This is a genomic window from Vibrio sp. M260112 (assembly GCF_036533775.1).
Taxonomy (GTDB): Bacteria; Pseudomonadota; Gammaproteobacteria; order Enterobacterales; family Vibrionaceae; genus Vibrio.
In genome coordinates, this window is record NZ_JATABH010000003.1 from 72,661 (window position 1) to 89,785 (window position 17,125).

Here is a 17,125-nt window from a genome sequence, read left to right on the forward strand (position 1 = left end):
TTCAGCAAGGAGAAAGCGGCATGACACAAATTACTGTTAAGGCACTGAGTGAAGAAATTGGAACTCCAGTGGACCGCTTAATTGAACAACTTGCTGATGCTGGTATGAACAAAGCGAGCAGTGATCAGGTTTCTGATGAAGAAAAGCAGAAACTTTTGACTCACTTAAAGAAAGAGCACGGTGACACTACGGGTGAATCTGAGCCAACTCGTTTAACTCTACAGCGTAAAACTCGCAGCACACTTAGCGTAAATGCTGGTGGCGGCAAGAGTAAGGATGTTCAAGTAGAAGTACGCAAAAAGCGAACTTATGTTAAGCGCAGCATTATCGAAGACGACGCAAAACGTGAGGCTGAGGAAGCAGCAAAGCGTGAGGCTGAAGAGCTAGCAAAACGTGAAGCTGCAGAGAAAGCACAACGCGAGGCCGATGAGAAAGCGAAGCGAGAAGCGGATGCAAAACGTGACGCAGAAGAAAAGGCAAAGCGCGTACAAGCTGATAAGGCTAAGAAAGACATGAATGCAAAAAATGCGGACGCTAATACGCAAGCGAAAAAAGAAGCTGACGAACTAAAACGTCGTCAGGAAGAAGAAGCCCAACGTAAAGCTGAACAAGAAGCTGCAAAGCTTGTTGAAGAAGCTCGTAAACTAGCTGAAGAAAATGAAGCTCGTTGGAATGAAGAAGAACAGAAGAAGAAAGAGCTTGAAAACTCTGACTACCACGTGACTACTTCTTCGTATGCACGTGAAGCAGAAGATGCTGCTGACCGCAAAGAAGAAGGCGCTCGTCGCAGGAAGAAAAAGAAATCTTCTCTAGATGAAGAGCCACCTCGTCCTAGCCGCAACCAGCGTGGTGGTAAAGGCCGTAAGCAAGGCAGACTTTCTAAGCCAGCTTCAATGCAGCAAGGCTTCGATAAGACCGCTACTGTTGCTAAAGCAGACGTTGTGATCGGCGAAACAATCGTTGTATCTGAACTTGCTAGCAAGATGTCGGTTAAAGGCACAGAAGTTATCAAGGTGATGATGAAGATGGGCGCTATGGCGACTATCAACCAAGTTATCGACCAAGAGACGGCTCAGCTAGTTGCTGAAGAAATGGGCCACAAAGTTATTCTGCGTAAAGAAAATGAGCTGGAAGAAGCGGTACTGTCAGATCGTGACAACAACGCTGAAGCCGTTCCTCGCGCACCTGTTGTGACTATCATGGGTCACGTTGACCATGGTAAAACGTCTACGCTTGACTACATTCGTCGCACACACGTTGCGTCTGGTGAAGCTGGTGGTATTACACAGCACATCGGTGCATACCACGTAGAAACAGACAACGGCATGATCACCTTCCTTGATACTCCTGGACACGCGGCGTTTACCGCTATGCGTGCTCGTGGTGCTCAAGCGACGGATATCGTTGTTCTTGTTGTTGCAGCGGACGATGGCGTTATGCCACAAACAGTTGAAGCGATTCAGCACGCGAAAGCGGCAGGCGTTCCACTGATTGTTGCGGTTAACAAGATCGATAAAGAAGACGCAAACCCAGACAACGTTAAGAATGAGCTAGCTCAGTACGACGTAATTCCTGAGGAGTGGGGTGGTGAGAACATGTTCGTTCACATCTCTGCGAAACAGGGTACTAACATTGACGGTCTTCTAGAAGCAATCCTTCTTCAGTCTGAAGTTCTTGAACTTAAAGCTGTGAAAGAAGGTATGGCGTCTGGTGTAGTTGTTGAATCTCGACTAGATAAAGGTCGTGGTCCAGTTGCTACAGTACTTGTTCAGTCAGGCACACTAAACAAAGGCGATATCGTTCTTTGTGGTCAAGAGTACGGCCGTGTTCGTGCGATGCGTGATGAGCTTGGTAAAGAAATCACAGAAGCGGGTCCTTCTATCCCTGTAGAGATCTTAGGTCTTTCAGGTGTGCCTTCTTCAGGTGACGAAGCGACTGTAGTACGTGATGAGCGTAAAGCGCGTGAAGTTGCTAACTACCGTGCTGGTAAGTTCCGTGAAGTGAAACTTGCACGTCAGCAGAAATCTAAACTAGAGAACATGTTCTCGAACATGACGGCTGGTGAAGTTGCTGAACTGAACGTAGTACTGAAGGCTGACGTACAAGGTTCTGTTGAAGCGATTGCAGACTCACTACTGAAACTATCGACTGACGAAGTGAAAGTAAACATCGTGGGTTCTGGTGTTGGTGGTATTACAGAAACTGACGCAGTTCTAGCTGAAGCTTCAAACGCAATCATCCTTGGCTTTAACGTTCGTGCTGACGCTTCTGCGCGTCGTGCGGTTGAAGCGGCAAGTGTTGACCTACGTTACTACTCAATCATTTACCAATTAATTGATGAAGTGAAACAAGCAATGGGCGGTATGCTTGCTCCAGAATTCAAGCAAGAGATCATTGGTCTTGCTGAAGTACGTGACGTGTTTAAGTCACCGAAACTGGGTGCAATCGCTGGTTGTATGGTTACTGAAGGTCTAATTAAGCGTAGCAACCCTATCCGTGTATTACGTGATAACGTTGTTATCTACGAAGGTGAGCTAGAATCACTACGTCGCTTTAAAGATGACGTTCAAGAAGTTAAGAATGGCTACGAGTGTGGTATCGGCGTTAAGAACTACAATGATGTTCGCGTTGGTGACCAGATCGAAGTATTCGAAATCGTAGAGATTAAACGTACTCTTGATTAATTGACTAAAATTACGAGCAAGATCTTCTTAAGATAAGCTGTAATTGGTTGTTGAATACGCCATGGGGGGCTGGTTACGACCATCCCCCCATTCTTTCTAATAAGAGAAAAGATATGTCAAAAGAATTTAGCCGCACGCAGCGAGTGTCACAACAGCTGCAAAAAGAGCTCGCTTTGATCCTTCAGCGCGAAGTTCGTGATTCACGCCTAGGCATGGTGACGATTTCTGATGTAGAAGTGTCACGTGATCTAGCGTATGCAAAAGTATTTGTTACCTTCCTTTGTGTTGGTGAGCAAACACCAGAGTCATGCCTTGAAGCATTACGTGAGCATGAAGTTCATATCCGCATGATGCTAGGCAAGCGTATCCGTCTGCGTTTAACGCCAGAAGTTCGTTTCTACTATGACAACACCTTGGTTGAAGGTATGCGTATGTCGAACCTTGTTTCTGAAGTCGTTAGTGAAGATAAGCGTAAGCAAAGAGACTCTGGTCGTGAAGAAGAACAGACTGGGGAAGACAGCTAATGGCTCGTCGTCGTAAAGGTCGTCCAATTAACGGTGTGATTCTGTTGGATAAACCAACGGGAATTTCATCGAACGATGCACTGCAGAAAGTAAAGCGAATCTATTTTGCTGAGAAAGCAGGTCATACGGGTGCACTGGATCCCCTAGCGACAGGTATGCTGCCGATCTGCCTCGGTGAAGCAACCAAGTTCTCGCAATTTTTGCTTGATTCCGACAAGCGCTACCGTGTGATTGCTAAGCTTGGTGAGAGAACCGATACCTCTGATTCTGATGGTGAAGTGGTAGAGACGCGTCCTATCAATGTTGATATGGATAAGCTGCTCGCTTGTATCGATAAGTTTCGCGGTGAATCTGATCAAGTGCCTTCAATGTTCTCTGCGCTCAAGTACCAAGGTAAGCCTTTGTACGAGTATGCGCGTCAAGGTATTGAAGTACCGAGAGAATCACGCAAGATCACGGTTTATGAAATCATCTTGCATCGCTTTGAAGGCGATGAAGTGGAAATGGAAGTACACTGTTCGAAAGGTACTTACATTCGCACAATCGTTGATGACCTAGGTGAAATGCTTGGTTGTGGTGCTCATGTCACTATGCTGCGTCGTACCGCGGTTGCAAATTACCCTTACGAGAAGATGGTGACGTTAGAGCAACTGAATGAGTTGCTTGAGCAAGCTCAACGTGAGGAAATTGCACCGAAAGATCTACTTGATCCACTGCTATTACCAATGGATACCGCAGTAGAAGAACTGCCGGAAGTTAACCTTAACGCAGAGCTTACCGATCTTGTTCAGCACGGTATGCCAGTCCAAGTGTTTGGTGCGCCAGAAGGTACCCCACTTCGCATGACATCTGGAGAAGAGAAACTCTTCATCGGTGTGGCTGAAGTCAACGCAGATGGCAAAGTCGCTCCGAAGCGACTGGTTGTCTTCCGAGATGAGACTCAGCAGTAATACCATTTAGAGAAAAGCCGAAGCACTTGCTTCGGCTTTATATTACGCCACATTCTAAATGCTATTGGATGAGCCCTTTCTCACTCAGAAGGGTACGAAGTTGATCCGCGCGTTTACGGTTAACGCCAAAGTCGGAGTAACCCATTCTAGACTCAGAACGTACCAACAGCTGTTCACCTTCAATGCGTAATTCGAGGTCATCAACAAATCGCATGATCTTTGAGGTGCATTCAATACGAAGATAATCCTGCTCCTTCACGGCTGTTTTAGCTCCGGGTAATTGCAGCGCGGCAGCTTCGATGGCATCAATACTGGTGCTGCTCGCCAAAGTAAAGGGTGCAAGCTGATGCTTCTCTCGTGCATCTTGAGTCGAGACACAGTTAGGTTTGTCACCACAAGGGAGAGAAGTGCGATCTGTCATGGTTGTGACTCCTTGGCTACATGCAGTTAAGGTGAGTAGGGTCAGAGAAAGGAGAGCCCCTTTTTTCATCTTGGATTCCTTAGTATTGGAACTGGTCAGATAATTATATGTTTTAAATAAAAAAAGGATCCAAAAATAGGATCCTTTTTCGTGGTTATGAGAGGTTAAACTTCTAGGAAGTCGAGAATACCTTCAGCCGCTTTACGTCCTTCATCGATGGCTGTTACAACCAAGTCAGATCCACGAACCGCGTCACCACCAGCGAAGATTTTCTTATTGCTGGTTTGGAACATAAACTCCTGCTCCGACGGCGCTTTAATACGCCCCCACTCATCGAGCTCGACGCCAAAAGGTGTTAGCCATGACATTTGATGAGGCTGGAAGCCAAACGCCATGATGACAGCGTCAGCAGCAAGCACGTGTTCACTGCCTTTTACGGGTTGAGGACGACGTCGTCCAGCATCATCGGGTTCACCCAGCGCGGTTTTAACGACTTTAACACCAGAGACTTTGCCACTGGCATCAACTTCGACACCGAGAGGCTGTAAGTTAAACATGAAGTCGACGCCTTCCTCTTTAGCGTTTTTCACTTCTCGACGTGAGCCAGGCATGTTTTCTTCATCACGACGATACGCACAGATAACGTTGGAGGCGCCTTGACGAATCGAAGTTCGAACACAGTCCATCGCGGTATCACCACCACCTAGGACAACGACCTTTTTTCCAGCCATATCGATAAATGCTTCTTCACTCGGTAACTCCATTACTTTATAAGTATTGGAGATAAGGAAAGGCAAGGCATCGTAGACACCTTGAGCATCTTCATTCTCAAGTCCGGCACGCATATTCTTGTAGGTTCCTACACCTAGGAAGACGGCATCATATTCATCGACAAGCTGCTGCATCTCAATGTCTTTACCGACTTCTACACCCAAACGGAACTCAACGCCCATTTCAGTGAATACTCGACGACGGTTTTCCATCACGCCTTTTTCAAGTTTAAACGATGGAATACCAAACGTAAGTAGGCCGCCAATTTCAGGGTAGCGGTCGAAGACAACCGGCTTCACACCGTTTCGGACCAAGATATCCGCAGCGGCAAGACCAGCAGGACCTGCACCGATAATCGCGACTTTTTTATCTGTCCAAACCACTTTAGACATGTCCGGTTTCCAGCCCATTTCAAAGGCTTTGTCGGTGATGTACTTTTCGATATTACCGATAGTGACCGCACCAAAGTCTTCGTTTAGGGTACAAGAACCTTCACAAAGACGATCTTGCGGACAGACGCGTCCACAAACTTCTGGAAGACTGTTGGTCTGGTGAGAGAGTTCTACCGCTTCCAGAATTCGCCCCTCATTCGCTAACTTTAGCCACTGAGGAATGTAGTTGTGAACCGGACACTTCCATTCACAGTAAGGGTTACCACAGTCTAAACAGCGATCTGCCTGAGCGGTAGCTTGCTGATTAGTAAAGGGTTCATAAATTTCAACGAACTCGATCTTACGAATTTTAATTGGTTTTTTCGCAGGATCGACGCGCTGAACATCGATAAATTGGTATACGTTCTGACTCATGATTCAAACATCCTCCATGATTACTGCGCTTGAACGCGAAGTTCTGCGGCACTGCGACTTTGATGACCAAGCAGAGTACTTAAATCTGCTGCCTGCGGTTTAACCAAGTAGAACTTCGGAATCCATTCATCAAAGTTCGCTAGGATGTTTTCTGCGTGGACTGAGCCTGTTTCTTCTAGGTGCTCAGCGATCAAACCGCGCAGGTGTTCTTGGTGGATATAAAGATCCGATAGCGCAATCGCTTCGACAGATTCTTGGTTTACTCGTCCTTGGAACTCTTCGTTCTCATCAAGCACGTAAGCGAAACCGCCTGTCATACCCGCACCAAAGTTAACTCCGGTCGCACCAAGGATAGCGACAATACCACCCGTCATGTATTCACAAGCGTTGTCACCTGCACCTTCAATCACGGCAATCGTACCTGAGTTACGGACACCAAATCGCTCACCTGCCGTACCTGCTGCGAAAAGTTTTCCGCCAGTCGCGCCATACAAACAGGTATTACCAATAATCGTTGCTTCATTACACTGGAAGGCAGTGCCTTGGTGAGGCTTGATGCTAATTTTGCCTCCAGCCATACCTTTACCCACGTAGTCGTTCGCATCGCCTGTCAGGTAAAGTTCAACACCGCCAGCATTCCAGACACCAAATGACTGACCAGCAGTACCATCTAGGTGAAGCCTGATCGGGCTTGCTGCCATACCTTGATTGCCATAGCGTTTCGCGATTTCACCAGATAAACGAGCGCCAATAGAACGGTCAGTGTTAATTACTTTGTAGAACAAGTCTTTAGACTGACATGCCTCAATAGATTCAAGCGCATCCGAGACAATCTTTTGGTTCAATTCAGCTTTATCAAATGGAGCATTTGATTCCGTCCAGTAAAGAGGGTGGCCTTGTGGCGATATTGGTGATTCAAGAATACCCGAAAGATCTAGCTTGCTCTGTTTCGCTGTTAGCCCCTCAACGGCTTCTAAGAGATCGGTGCGACCGATTAAGTCAGTCAGTTTCTCAACCCCAAGTTGTGAAAGTAACTCACGCACTTCATCGGCGAGGCCGATAAAGTAGTTCATCACCATTTCCGGCAGGCCTTTGAAGTACTCTTTGCGTAAGGTGTCATCTTGAGTCGCAACGCCAGTCGCACAGTTATTTAAGTGGCAGATACGTAAGAACTTACAACCCATAGCAACCATAGGCGCTGTACCGAAACCGAAGCTTTCTGCACCAAGAATCGCAGCTTTAACGACATCAAGTCCAGTTTTCAAGCCACCATCGACTTGAAGACGAATCTTATGGCGTAGACCATTGGCGACTAACGCTTGTTGAGTTTCTGCAAGACCCAGTTCCCAAGGGCTGCCAGCATATTTGACCGACGTTAATGGGCTAGCCGCAGTACCACCGTCATAACCTGAGATGGTAATTAAATCGGCGTATGCCTTGGCAACACCCGTCGCAATGGTGCCAACGCCCGGCTCAGAAACCAGTTTGACCGAAATCAGTGCTTCTGGGTTGACCTGTTTTAGGTCGAAAATCAGCTGAGCGAGATCCTCGATAGAGTAAATATCGTGGTGTGGTGGCGGAGAAATCAGTGTTACCCCTTGTACTGAGTAACGTAGTTTCGCGATCTCAGCGGTGACTTTATGTCCCGGTAACTGTCCACCTTCACCCGGTTTTGCTCCTTGCGCTACTTTGATTTGCAGTACATCTGCGTTGGTCAGATAGTGTGGTGTCACACCAAAACGACCAGAAGCAATCTGTTTAATGCGTGAGTTTCGCTCTGTACCAAAACGTCTTGGATCTTCACCACCTTCGCCTGAGTTTGAGTAACCGCCTAAACGGTTCATCGCGGTTGCTAGGGCTTCATGAGCTTCTGGGCTCAATGCACCGATTGACATCGCCGCCGAGTCAAAACGTTTGAAGAGTTCTGTACTCGGTTCAATTTTTTCTAATGGCAGCGGCGTTGACGATGTCTTCAGATGCATTAAGTCGCGCAGCATAGCAACGGGACGTTCGTTTACCTGCTTAGCAAAGCTTCGGTAATCAGAAGTGTCACCGGATTTTACCGCTTGTTGTAGCGTACCTACGACATCTGGGTTGTAGGCGTGGTATTCGCCGCCGTGAACGTATTTCAACAATCCACCATGTTCAATTGGCTTACGTTTCGTCCATGCTTTGCGAGATAGATTGTAAAGATCTTGCTCGAAGTCTTCGAAGTTCGCCCCTTGAATTCGGGTTGTGACTCCCTTGAAGCAGAGATCGACGACATCTTGGCTTAGACCTACTGCTTCAAATAGTTGAGAGCAACGATATGAGGCAACGGTTGATATGCCCATTTTCGACATGATCTTGTATAGACCTTTGTTGATGCCGCTCTGGTAGTTTTGCATCACCTGTCGATAGCTCTTGGCGATAGCGCCATCATCAATGACTTTCGCTAAGGTTTCATAAGCCAGATATGGATAAACCGCTGTTGCACCGAAACCAAGCAGTACTGCAAATTGGTGAGGGTCTCGCACAGTACCTGTTTCGGCGATGATGTTGGCGTCACAGCGAAGGTTTGCATCGATCAATCGGCTTTGTACTGCCCCTACAGCCATGGCTGCTGGAATTGGTAATCGGCCTTTTTGTAGTGCTTTGTCTGAAAGAACCACGAGAACGGTTCCTTCGCGAACCGCTTGCTCTGCCTGATCACAAAGATCAAGAATCGCTTGCTCAAGGTCTTTGTCGTCGGGGTTGTAGTTGATGTCTAGTACCGTACTACGGTAGTGCTCATCACTTAACTCAAGTAGTTGCTGCATATCTGAGTAAAGCAGAACCGGTGAATCAAAGGTTACACGATGAGCGTGACCGTCGGTCTCGCAGAATACGTTCATCTCTTGGCCGACACTGGTCGCCAATGACATGACGTGTTTTTCACGAAGTGGATCGATCGGTGGATTGGTTACCTGAGCGAATTTCTGACGGAAATAATCAGTAATCAATCTCTCTTTAGACGACAACACTGCCATTGGCGTATCGTCACCCATTGAGCCGACTGCTTCTTGTCCCATATCGCCAAGAACACGCAATACCTGATCAACCTCTTCGTTGCTCATCGCAAACTGCTTTTGATAGGTCTTTAGTTCATCTTCATCGAAGCTCCGTTCACCCACTTGGTCTTCTGGCAACTTAGAGAATGGTGTCAGTTTATGGACATTATTTTCCATCCATTCACGGTATGGGTGGCGATCTTTGAGGTCATTATCGATCTCACTTGATTGCCAAAGCTTTCCACGGCGAGTATCAATAACTAAAAGCTCGCCTGGACCCACTCGTCCTTTTTCTGCGACTTCATCGGGAGCGTAGTCCCAGATACCAACCTCAGACGCTAACGTAATTAACTTATCTTTTGTTATGACATAACGAGCAGGACGTAAGCCATTACGGTCAAGGTTACATGCGGCGTAACGACCATCTGATAAGACGATACCAGCAGGGCCATCCCACGGTTCCATGTGTTTGGAGTTGAAATCATAGAAGGCACGTAAGTCAGGATCCATATCAGGGTGGTTTTGCCACGCTGGCGGAACGAGCATTCGCATCGCACGGAAGATATCCATACCCCCAGCTAAAAACAGATCGAGCATGTTGTCTAAGCTTGATGAGTCTGAACCTGTCTCGTTAACGAAGGGTGCAGCTGTTTGCAGGTCAGGAAGCAGTGGTGACGCGAATTTGTACGCTCGTGCTCGAGCCCATTGTCGGTTGCCTTGAATCGTATTGATTTCACCATTGTGAGCCAGATATCTGAATGGCTGAGCGAGTGGCCAACGAGGCTGAGTGTTCGTCGAGAAACGCTGGTGGAACAAGCAGATAGCAGATTCCATACGCAGGTCTGCCAAGTCGAGATAAAACCTTGGTAGGTCGGCTGGCATGCATAGACCTTTGTACACTATGACTTGTGTCGACAGGCTACAGACGTAGAATTCACTATCATCAACAATGCGTTTTTCAATACGGCGGCGGGCGATATATAGGCGACGTTCAATATCGCGTTCACGCCAGCCAGCAGGCGCTGAAATAAAAACTTGCTGAATGTTTGGTAAAGAATCTGCGGCAATTGGTCCGAGTACTGTTGGGTTGGTTGGCACGTCACGCCAGCCAGATACAGTCAGAGTTTCTTGGGCAAGTTCTTGATTGATAATGTCTTTTGCTTGCTGTGCTTTGGCTGGGTCTTGGTTAAAGAAAATCATGCCAACGGCATATTGTTTACCAAGCTTAAAGCCATTTTCTTCGGCAATAAGACGTAGATATGATTCGGGCTTTTGTAGTAATAGACCACATCCGTCACCCGTTTTTCCATCAGCCGCGATGCCGCCACGGTGGGTCATGCGATCAAGTGCTGAAATTGCGGTACGTACCAGTTTATGGCTTGGCTCACCTTCCATATGTGCAATTAAGCCAAATCCACAGTTGTCTTTCTCGAGACTAGGATCGTATAGAGCCATTGCAATTCTCCCTTTGCTTCTCTGTCATCCCGACAGAACTACCAACATTTAAAGGGTTGGTATTTATGACTAACTATTCATTTTAATTGTTATATATCGTATAGATATGCAGTAAATGTTCTTAAAACATTTAACAAAATTTGACGAATTCATTTTCATCGACTTCACAACGTATAGGTTATTATGAAAAAGGTCAAGTTCTTGGTGGAAAATCACGCTAATATACAATTTACCACGGAATACGCTGTAATTATCTATAGAATTCAGTTGGTTAGAATTTTGATTGTTACAGCTTTGCAACATTTGAATGTCAGGGAAATAAAAAAGACCAGCACAATGTACTGGTCAAATGGGAAAGTTTGGAAGGAATGATTGGTTATTCTAAACCACCTAGAATCTAATAAAATTCTTCATCTAGGTGGCTCACTTTATGCGGAAAGCATTAGTGAGTCGGCTTTCGCTTCAAGATTTGAGTTACCCATTAGATAACTATCAATAGCGATTGCACACTCACGACCTTCATTGATACAGCGAACAACCAGAGATTGGCCTGTACGCATATCGCCGGCAGCAAACACACCTTTTTGGTTCGTTGCAAAACCGTCGGTCGCCACGTTACCACGTTCATCTAGCTTAACATCTAGCTGCGCCAAAACACCGTTTGGCTCTGGATGTAAGAAGCCCATAGCCAAGAATGCCATGTCGCATGGGATGATACGCTCTGAGTTAGCAATTTCTTTAAACTCTGGGCGTTGACCTGGTTGTGCATCTTGCCACACGATGTCAGCAATACGCAGACCCGTCACTTCACCTTTATCGTTGCCAATAAATTCCTTGGTCAAAATGTTCCAATGACGTTGACAGCCCTCTTCGTGCGAAGTGGTTGTTTTCATGATCATTGGGTATTGTGGCCAAGGCATATTTACAGGGCGCTTTTCTGGTGGGATCGGCATGATCTCTACCTGAGTTACGCTCGCTGCTTTGTGACGGTTTGAGGTACCCACGCAGTCAGAACCGGTATCACCACCACCGATGACGACAACATGCTTGTCTTTAGCGTGAATCTCTTCACCTTTCAGATCCATGTCGTTAGCACGGCGGTTATTCTGAGCTAGGAACTCCATCGCGAAGTGAACGCCTTTTAGTTCACGGCCTGGTACTGGCAAATCACGAGGAACCGTTGAACCGCCAGTAAGCAGAACAACATCAAACTCCTGACGTAGTTGCTGAGCATTAACGTCAACACCGATATGTTGATTGACCTTGAACTCAACGCCTGCGTCGGCCATTAGGTTGATCTTGCGATCAATCACATCCATACCCAGCTTGAAGTCTGGGATACCAAAACGCAGTAGTCCACCAACTTTCTCATCACGCTCAAATACAGTAACAGAGTGACCTGCGCTGTTGAGCTGCTCAGCTGCGGCTAGACCTGCAGGGCCTGAACCGATGATGGCGATCGTTTTACCAGTGCGAGAACGAGGCGTTTTAGGTTTTGCGTACCCTTCACGGTACGCAGTTTCGACGATGGTTTTCTCAATGTTACAGATAGTGATTGGATCTTGGTTGATACCTAGTACACAAGCACTTTCACACGGGGCAGGACATACTCGACCTGTGAACTCTGGGAAGTTGTTGGTTGAACTTAGGATGTTCCATGCTTCTTCCCAGCTATCACGGTATACCGCATCGTTGAACTCAGGGATGATGTTACCAATCGGACAACCGTTGTGACAGAAAGGCACACCACAATCCATACAACGAGAAGCCTGAGTATTGATTTTGTCGCCAAACTCTTCGTTTAGAACGAATTCTTTGTTGTTTTCAATACGAACTGATGGGTCGAGCTTCTTTGGAAGCTCACGACCATGTTCTAAAAATCCAGTAGGCTTACCCATTATACTGCCTCCACTTGTTCCGTTTGTGCTTGTTCAGCGGCTGCCTTACGCTTTTGAAGTACCGCTTTGTAGTCGCGCGGCATAACCTTAACCATGGTTTCTAGGCTTGCTTCAAAGTTGTCGAGGAAAGACTTCGCTACTTCACTTCCTGTGAATTGAACCTGCTTAGTGAGCATCTCTTTTAGTAGTTCACGATCTTCAGCTTCGATTGGATCTAGGTCGACAAGTTCAGGGTTCAGCTTAGTTTCAAAGTCACCAGACTTATCCCAAACATAAGCGACACCGCCACTCATACCCGCTGCAAAGTTACGACCTGTTGAACCTAGGATGACAGCAACACCGCCAGTCATGTATTCACAACCGTGGTCACCGATACCTTCAACAACGACTTTTGCACCTGAGTTACGAACACAGAAACGTTCACCAGCCATACCACGAATGTATGACTCACCTGAAGTTGCACCGTAGAAACATACGTTACCTACTACAATGTTGTCTTCAGCGATGATGGTTGACTTCGAGTCTGGGTAAAGAACCAGCGTACCGCCTGATAGACCTTTGCCCCAGTAGTCGTTCGCATCGCCTTCAACCTCGAATTTCACGCCTTTTGCTAGGAATGCCCCAAATGATTGGCCAGCAGAACCGGTGAACTTAACGTTCATTGGTTTTGGTAAACCTTGGTCTTTGTACACTTTCGAAATTTCATTCGATAGCATGGTACCAGCAGAACGGTCAGTGTTAATGATCGGGAACTCAGCGTTAACGGCTTCGCCTTTCTCAAGCGCAGGGATTGCAGCTTGAATCAGTTTGCGGTCAAGAACCTGTTCTAAATTGTGGTTCTGTTCAGTCTGATTAAAGACACCATCGTTTTCACGCGCATGCTCAATGTGCAGTACTGGAGATAGATCAAGGTTCTTGTATTTCCAGTGACCAATATCTTCGCGAACTTTCAATTTCTGCGATTGACCAACCATCTCATCGATGGTGCGGAAACCGAGCTCTGCCATGATTTCACGTAGGCCTTCTGCCATGTATTGGAAGAAGGTTACGACGTCTTCAACACGACCATCAAAACGTTCACGTAGGGTCTTGTTCTGAGTTGCGATACCAACAGGACAGGTGTTTTTATGACACTTACGCATCATGATACAACCTTCAACAACCAGTGCCGCTGTCGCGATACCCCATTCTTCAGCACCAAGCAGTGTTGCTACCGCTAGGTCACGAGGTGTTTTCATCTGACCATCTGACTGAACTACGATACGGTTACGTAGGCCGTTTTTCAGTAGTGTCTGGTGTGTTTCTGCTAGACCCAGTTCCCAAGGCAGACCTGTATGGCGAATCGAAGACATTGGTGATGCACCTGTACCACCATCAAAACCAGCGATAAGAACCACATCCGCCTTCGCTTTCGCTACACCAGAGGCAATCGTACCTACACCGGCTTCTGATACCAGCTTGACGTTAACTCGGCCAGCACGGTTGGCGTTTTTCAAATCAAAGATTAGCTGAGCCAAATCCTCAATTGAGTAGATGTCGTGGTGAGGAGGTGGCGAGATTAGACCAACACCTGGTGTGGAGTGACGAGTCGCACCAATCCAGTCATCAACCTTATCACCTGGTAGCTGACCACCTTCACCCGGCTTAGCACCTTGAGCCATCTTGATTTGTAGCTCATCGGCGTTAGTTAGGTAGTAAGACGTCACACCGAAACGACCTGAAGCAACCTGTTTGATTGCTGAACGCTCCCAATCACCATTCTCTTTACGTTCGAAACGAGAAGGGTCTTCACCACCTTCACCTGAGTTCGATTTAGCACCAATGCGGTTCATCGCGACTGCGAGAGTAGAGTGTGCCTCGTAAGAGATCGAACCAAATGACATTGCTCCGGTAGCAAAACGTTTAAGGATGTTTTCAATCGGCTCCACTTCTTCGAGCGGGATAGAACCTGCTGGATTCTTAACGAAATCGAGCTGGCTACGTAGCGTTGCTGCGTTATCGCCTTGATCATCAACCGCTTTCGCATATTGCTTAAACTGAACATAGTCTTTGTTACGAGTTGATTGTTGAAGCAGTGAAATAGTTTCAGGGTTAAACAGGTGTTTTTCACCACGCTGTTTCCACTGATAAACACCACCAACATCCAGTACTTGAACAGGGATTTCACGTGTTGGGAAGCCAATACGATGACGTACAAGCACTTCTTTGGCGATGTCATCAATAGTAAGACCTTGGATACGCGAAACCGTACCAGTGAAGTACTTGTCGACAACAGACTTGCTGATACCCAGAGCTTCAAAAATTTGTGCACCGTGGTACGACTGCAAGGTTGAAATACCCATTTTCGAGAAGATCTTCAATAGACCGCCGTTGATAGATTTGCGGTAGTTCTCGAACAGTTCTCGAATGTTGGTTTCAGGATCCAGTTTTTTGATGCGTTGCAGTTCAACCATAGTCTCAATAACTAGGTATGGGTTGATTGCGTTTGCACCGTAGCCAATCAGAGTCGCAAAGTGGTGCGTCTCACGAGCATCACCTGTCTCGATAACTATGTCACACTTAGCACGGAGACCTTTACGGATCAGGTGATGGTGTACAGCGCCAACGGCGAGCATTGCTGGAATAGCTGCGTGGTTAGAGTTTACTGCGCGGTCTGTTAACAAGATGATTGAGTAACCATCGATCACGGCATCTTCTGCATATTGACAGATACGCTTCAGTGCACGTTCTAGCTTACCTTCATCTTCACTTGCTTGGAATACGATATCTAACGTCTTAGCCTGTAAGTGCTCGTTATCGATAGCACGCAGTTTTTCAAGCTCAGAGTTTGAAAGTACTGGCGATTCAAGCTCAACTTTTTGACAGTGCAGTGGTGACTCGGCAAGAAGGTTCTGATCCTTACCTAGGTAAGTATTCAGAGACATAACCATACGCTCACGAATCGGGTCGATAGGCGGGTTAGTTACCTGAGCAAATAACTGTTTAAAGTAGTTTGAGAGGTGTTGCGACTGGTGCGAAAGGATCGCAAGTGGCCAGTCGGCACCCATAGCCGAAAGTGGCTCTTTACCATCACGAGCCATAGGAACGATAATCTCGTTCACTTCTTCTGAGCTCACGCCAAATGCTTGCTGCTTGTGCAGAAGCTTTTCCGGTGACGGTTGGCTGAATTCGTTGCTCGCATCCGGCAGTTTCTTCAGGCTGAGCAGATTCTCTGCTACCCATTTCTCGTAAGGCTGTGCTGATGCAATGCCGTCTTTTACTTCTTCATCAGAAATAATACGCCCTTGCTCTAGGTCAGCAACGAAGATACGACCCGGTTGTAGGCGACCACGGAATTCGACGTTTTCTGGTGCAATATCCACAACACCAGACTCAGACGCCATGACTAAGAAATCATCTTTTGTCACTGTGTAGCGAGAAGGGCGAAGGCCGTTACGGTCAAGAGTTGCACCTACCTGAACACCGTCTGTGAAACAGACTGAAGCTGGGCCGTCCCATGGTTCCATGACGTTGGCGTGGTATTGGTAAAACGCACGACGAGTTGGATCCATGTTTTTGTTTTCTTGCCACGCTTCTGGAATCATCATCATCAATGCGTGTGGCAGGCTACGGCCCGAAAGAACCAGAAGTTCTAGCGCCATGTCGAAGTTAGATGAGTCGGAAGCACCTTCCTGACAGATAGGCAATAACATATCGATTTCAGCTTGAGTAAACAGGTCTGATTCGATGATCGCCTCGCGTGCTTTCATCCAGTTCAGGTTACCGCGAACGGTGTTGATTTCACCATTGTGAGCGATGTAACGGAAAGGTTGAGCTAAGCGCCATTTCGGGAAAGTGTTGGTTGAGAAACGAGAGTGAACCAGCGCAAGTGCTGTCACCATCGTTGGATTCTGTAGATCGAGGAAGTACTGTGGTACTTGCTCTGTTGTCAACTGACCTTTGTAGACAAGTGTTTTGTATGACATTGAGTTGATGTAGAAATCATCACCAATGTTAGAGACACTTTCTAGACAGACTCGAACTGTGTAGTTACGCAGTACGTACAACTTACGCTCTAGCTCTTCAGGCGTGATGCCAGGACCACCAGAGATGAATACGTGTTCGAATTGCGGTTCAGTGCTTAAAGGGTCAGCACCGATCATTGAGTTGTCTGTCGGCAAAACACGATAGCCGATAACATCGAGCTCTAGACGTTTAGCATTACGTTCTAGGATATCGCGACATTGCGCGCGTTTGTGTTCGTCTTTTGGGAAAAGCACCACACCAACGCCGTATTTCTCGAAAGAAGGGAGCTTGATACCAAGCTTAACGGCTTCTTCTAACAGAAATTCGTGTGGTTTTTGTAGCAAGATACCAGCGCCATCACCTGAGCAAGGATCACATCCTTGACCACCACGGTGCTCCATCCTTGCAAGCATATCAAGAGCTTGCGTAACTACTTCGTGCGATTTACGGTTTTTTAAGTGAGCAACAAAACCGATACCACAAGCGTCATGCTCCAATTCAGGAGTGTACAGACCTTGTGAAGTTTGCTCTCTATCTACCATGGATACATCCTTCCAGTTCAAATAGGCGCAATTGGGCTAG

Annotated in this window: 8 protein-coding genes; 3 read left to right on the forward strand and 5 right to left on the reverse strand. The window is 46.9% G+C overall.

Features of this window, described 5'->3' with window-relative positions; genetic code table 11:
• Positions 1 to 20 precede the first annotated feature (20 nt).
• The 3 genes from infB to truB all read left to right on the forward strand — a co-directional run bounded on the left by infB (position 21) and on the right by truB (position 4,158).
• Positions 21 to 2,684: a translation initiation factor IF-2 gene (infB, locus tag QTN95_RS02395; RefSeq protein WP_331416200.1), complete on the forward strand. Its 2,664-nt coding sequence runs from the start codon at positions 21 to 23 to the stop codon at positions 2,682 to 2,684.
• A gap of 113 nt (positions 2,685 to 2,797) precedes the next feature.
• Positions 2,798 to 3,208, forward strand: a complete 411-nt coding sequence (gene rbfA / locus QTN95_RS02400) for a 30S ribosome-binding factor RbfA (protein WP_138972553.1) — start codon at positions 2,798 to 2,800, stop codon at positions 3,206 to 3,208.
• Positions 3,208 to 4,158, forward strand: coding sequence for a tRNA pseudouridine(55) synthase TruB (gene truB / locus QTN95_RS02405; protein WP_331416201.1), 951 nt, complete (start codon positions 3,208 to 3,210; stop codon positions 4,156 to 4,158). The genes rbfA and truB overlap by 1 nt, the downstream gene beginning before the upstream one ends.
• 61 nt (positions 4,159 to 4,219) lie before the next feature.
• Here the strand turns inward: truB and QTN95_RS02410 are convergent, their stop codons facing one another.
• The 5 genes from QTN95_RS02410 to gltB (QTN95_RS02430) all read right to left on the reverse strand — a co-directional run bounded on the left by QTN95_RS02410 (position 4,220) and on the right by gltB (QTN95_RS02430) (position 17,085).
• On the reverse strand, positions 4,220 to 4,648 hold the full coding sequence (locus QTN95_RS02410; RefSeq protein WP_331416202.1) for a DUF1499 domain-containing protein: 429 nt from the start codon (positions 4,646 to 4,648) through the stop codon (positions 4,220 to 4,222).
• A gap of 95 nt (positions 4,649 to 4,743) precedes the next feature.
• A complete protein-coding gene (locus QTN95_RS02415; RefSeq protein ID WP_331416203.1) occupies positions 4,744 to 6,156 on the reverse strand; it encodes an FAD-dependent oxidoreductase in 1,413 nt (470 codons plus the stop codon).
• A gap of 20 nt (positions 6,157 to 6,176) precedes the next feature.
• Positions 6,177 to 10,640, reverse strand: coding sequence for a glutamate synthase large subunit (gltB, locus tag QTN95_RS02420; protein WP_331416204.1), 4,464 nt, complete (start codon positions 10,638 to 10,640; stop codon positions 6,177 to 6,179).
• Between the two features lie 428 nt (positions 10,641 to 11,068).
• Positions 11,069 to 12,538, reverse strand: coding sequence for a glutamate synthase subunit beta (locus QTN95_RS02425; protein ID WP_331416205.1), 1,470 nt, complete (start codon positions 12,536 to 12,538; stop codon positions 11,069 to 11,071).
• On the reverse strand, positions 12,538 to 17,085 hold the full coding sequence (gene gltB, locus QTN95_RS02430; RefSeq protein ID WP_331416206.1) for a glutamate synthase large subunit: 4,548 nt from the start codon (positions 17,083 to 17,085) through the stop codon (positions 12,538 to 12,540). Before gltB (QTN95_RS02430) ends, QTN95_RS02425 begins: the two co-directional genes overlap by 1 nt.
• Positions 17,086 to 17,125: the final 40 nt, after the last annotated feature.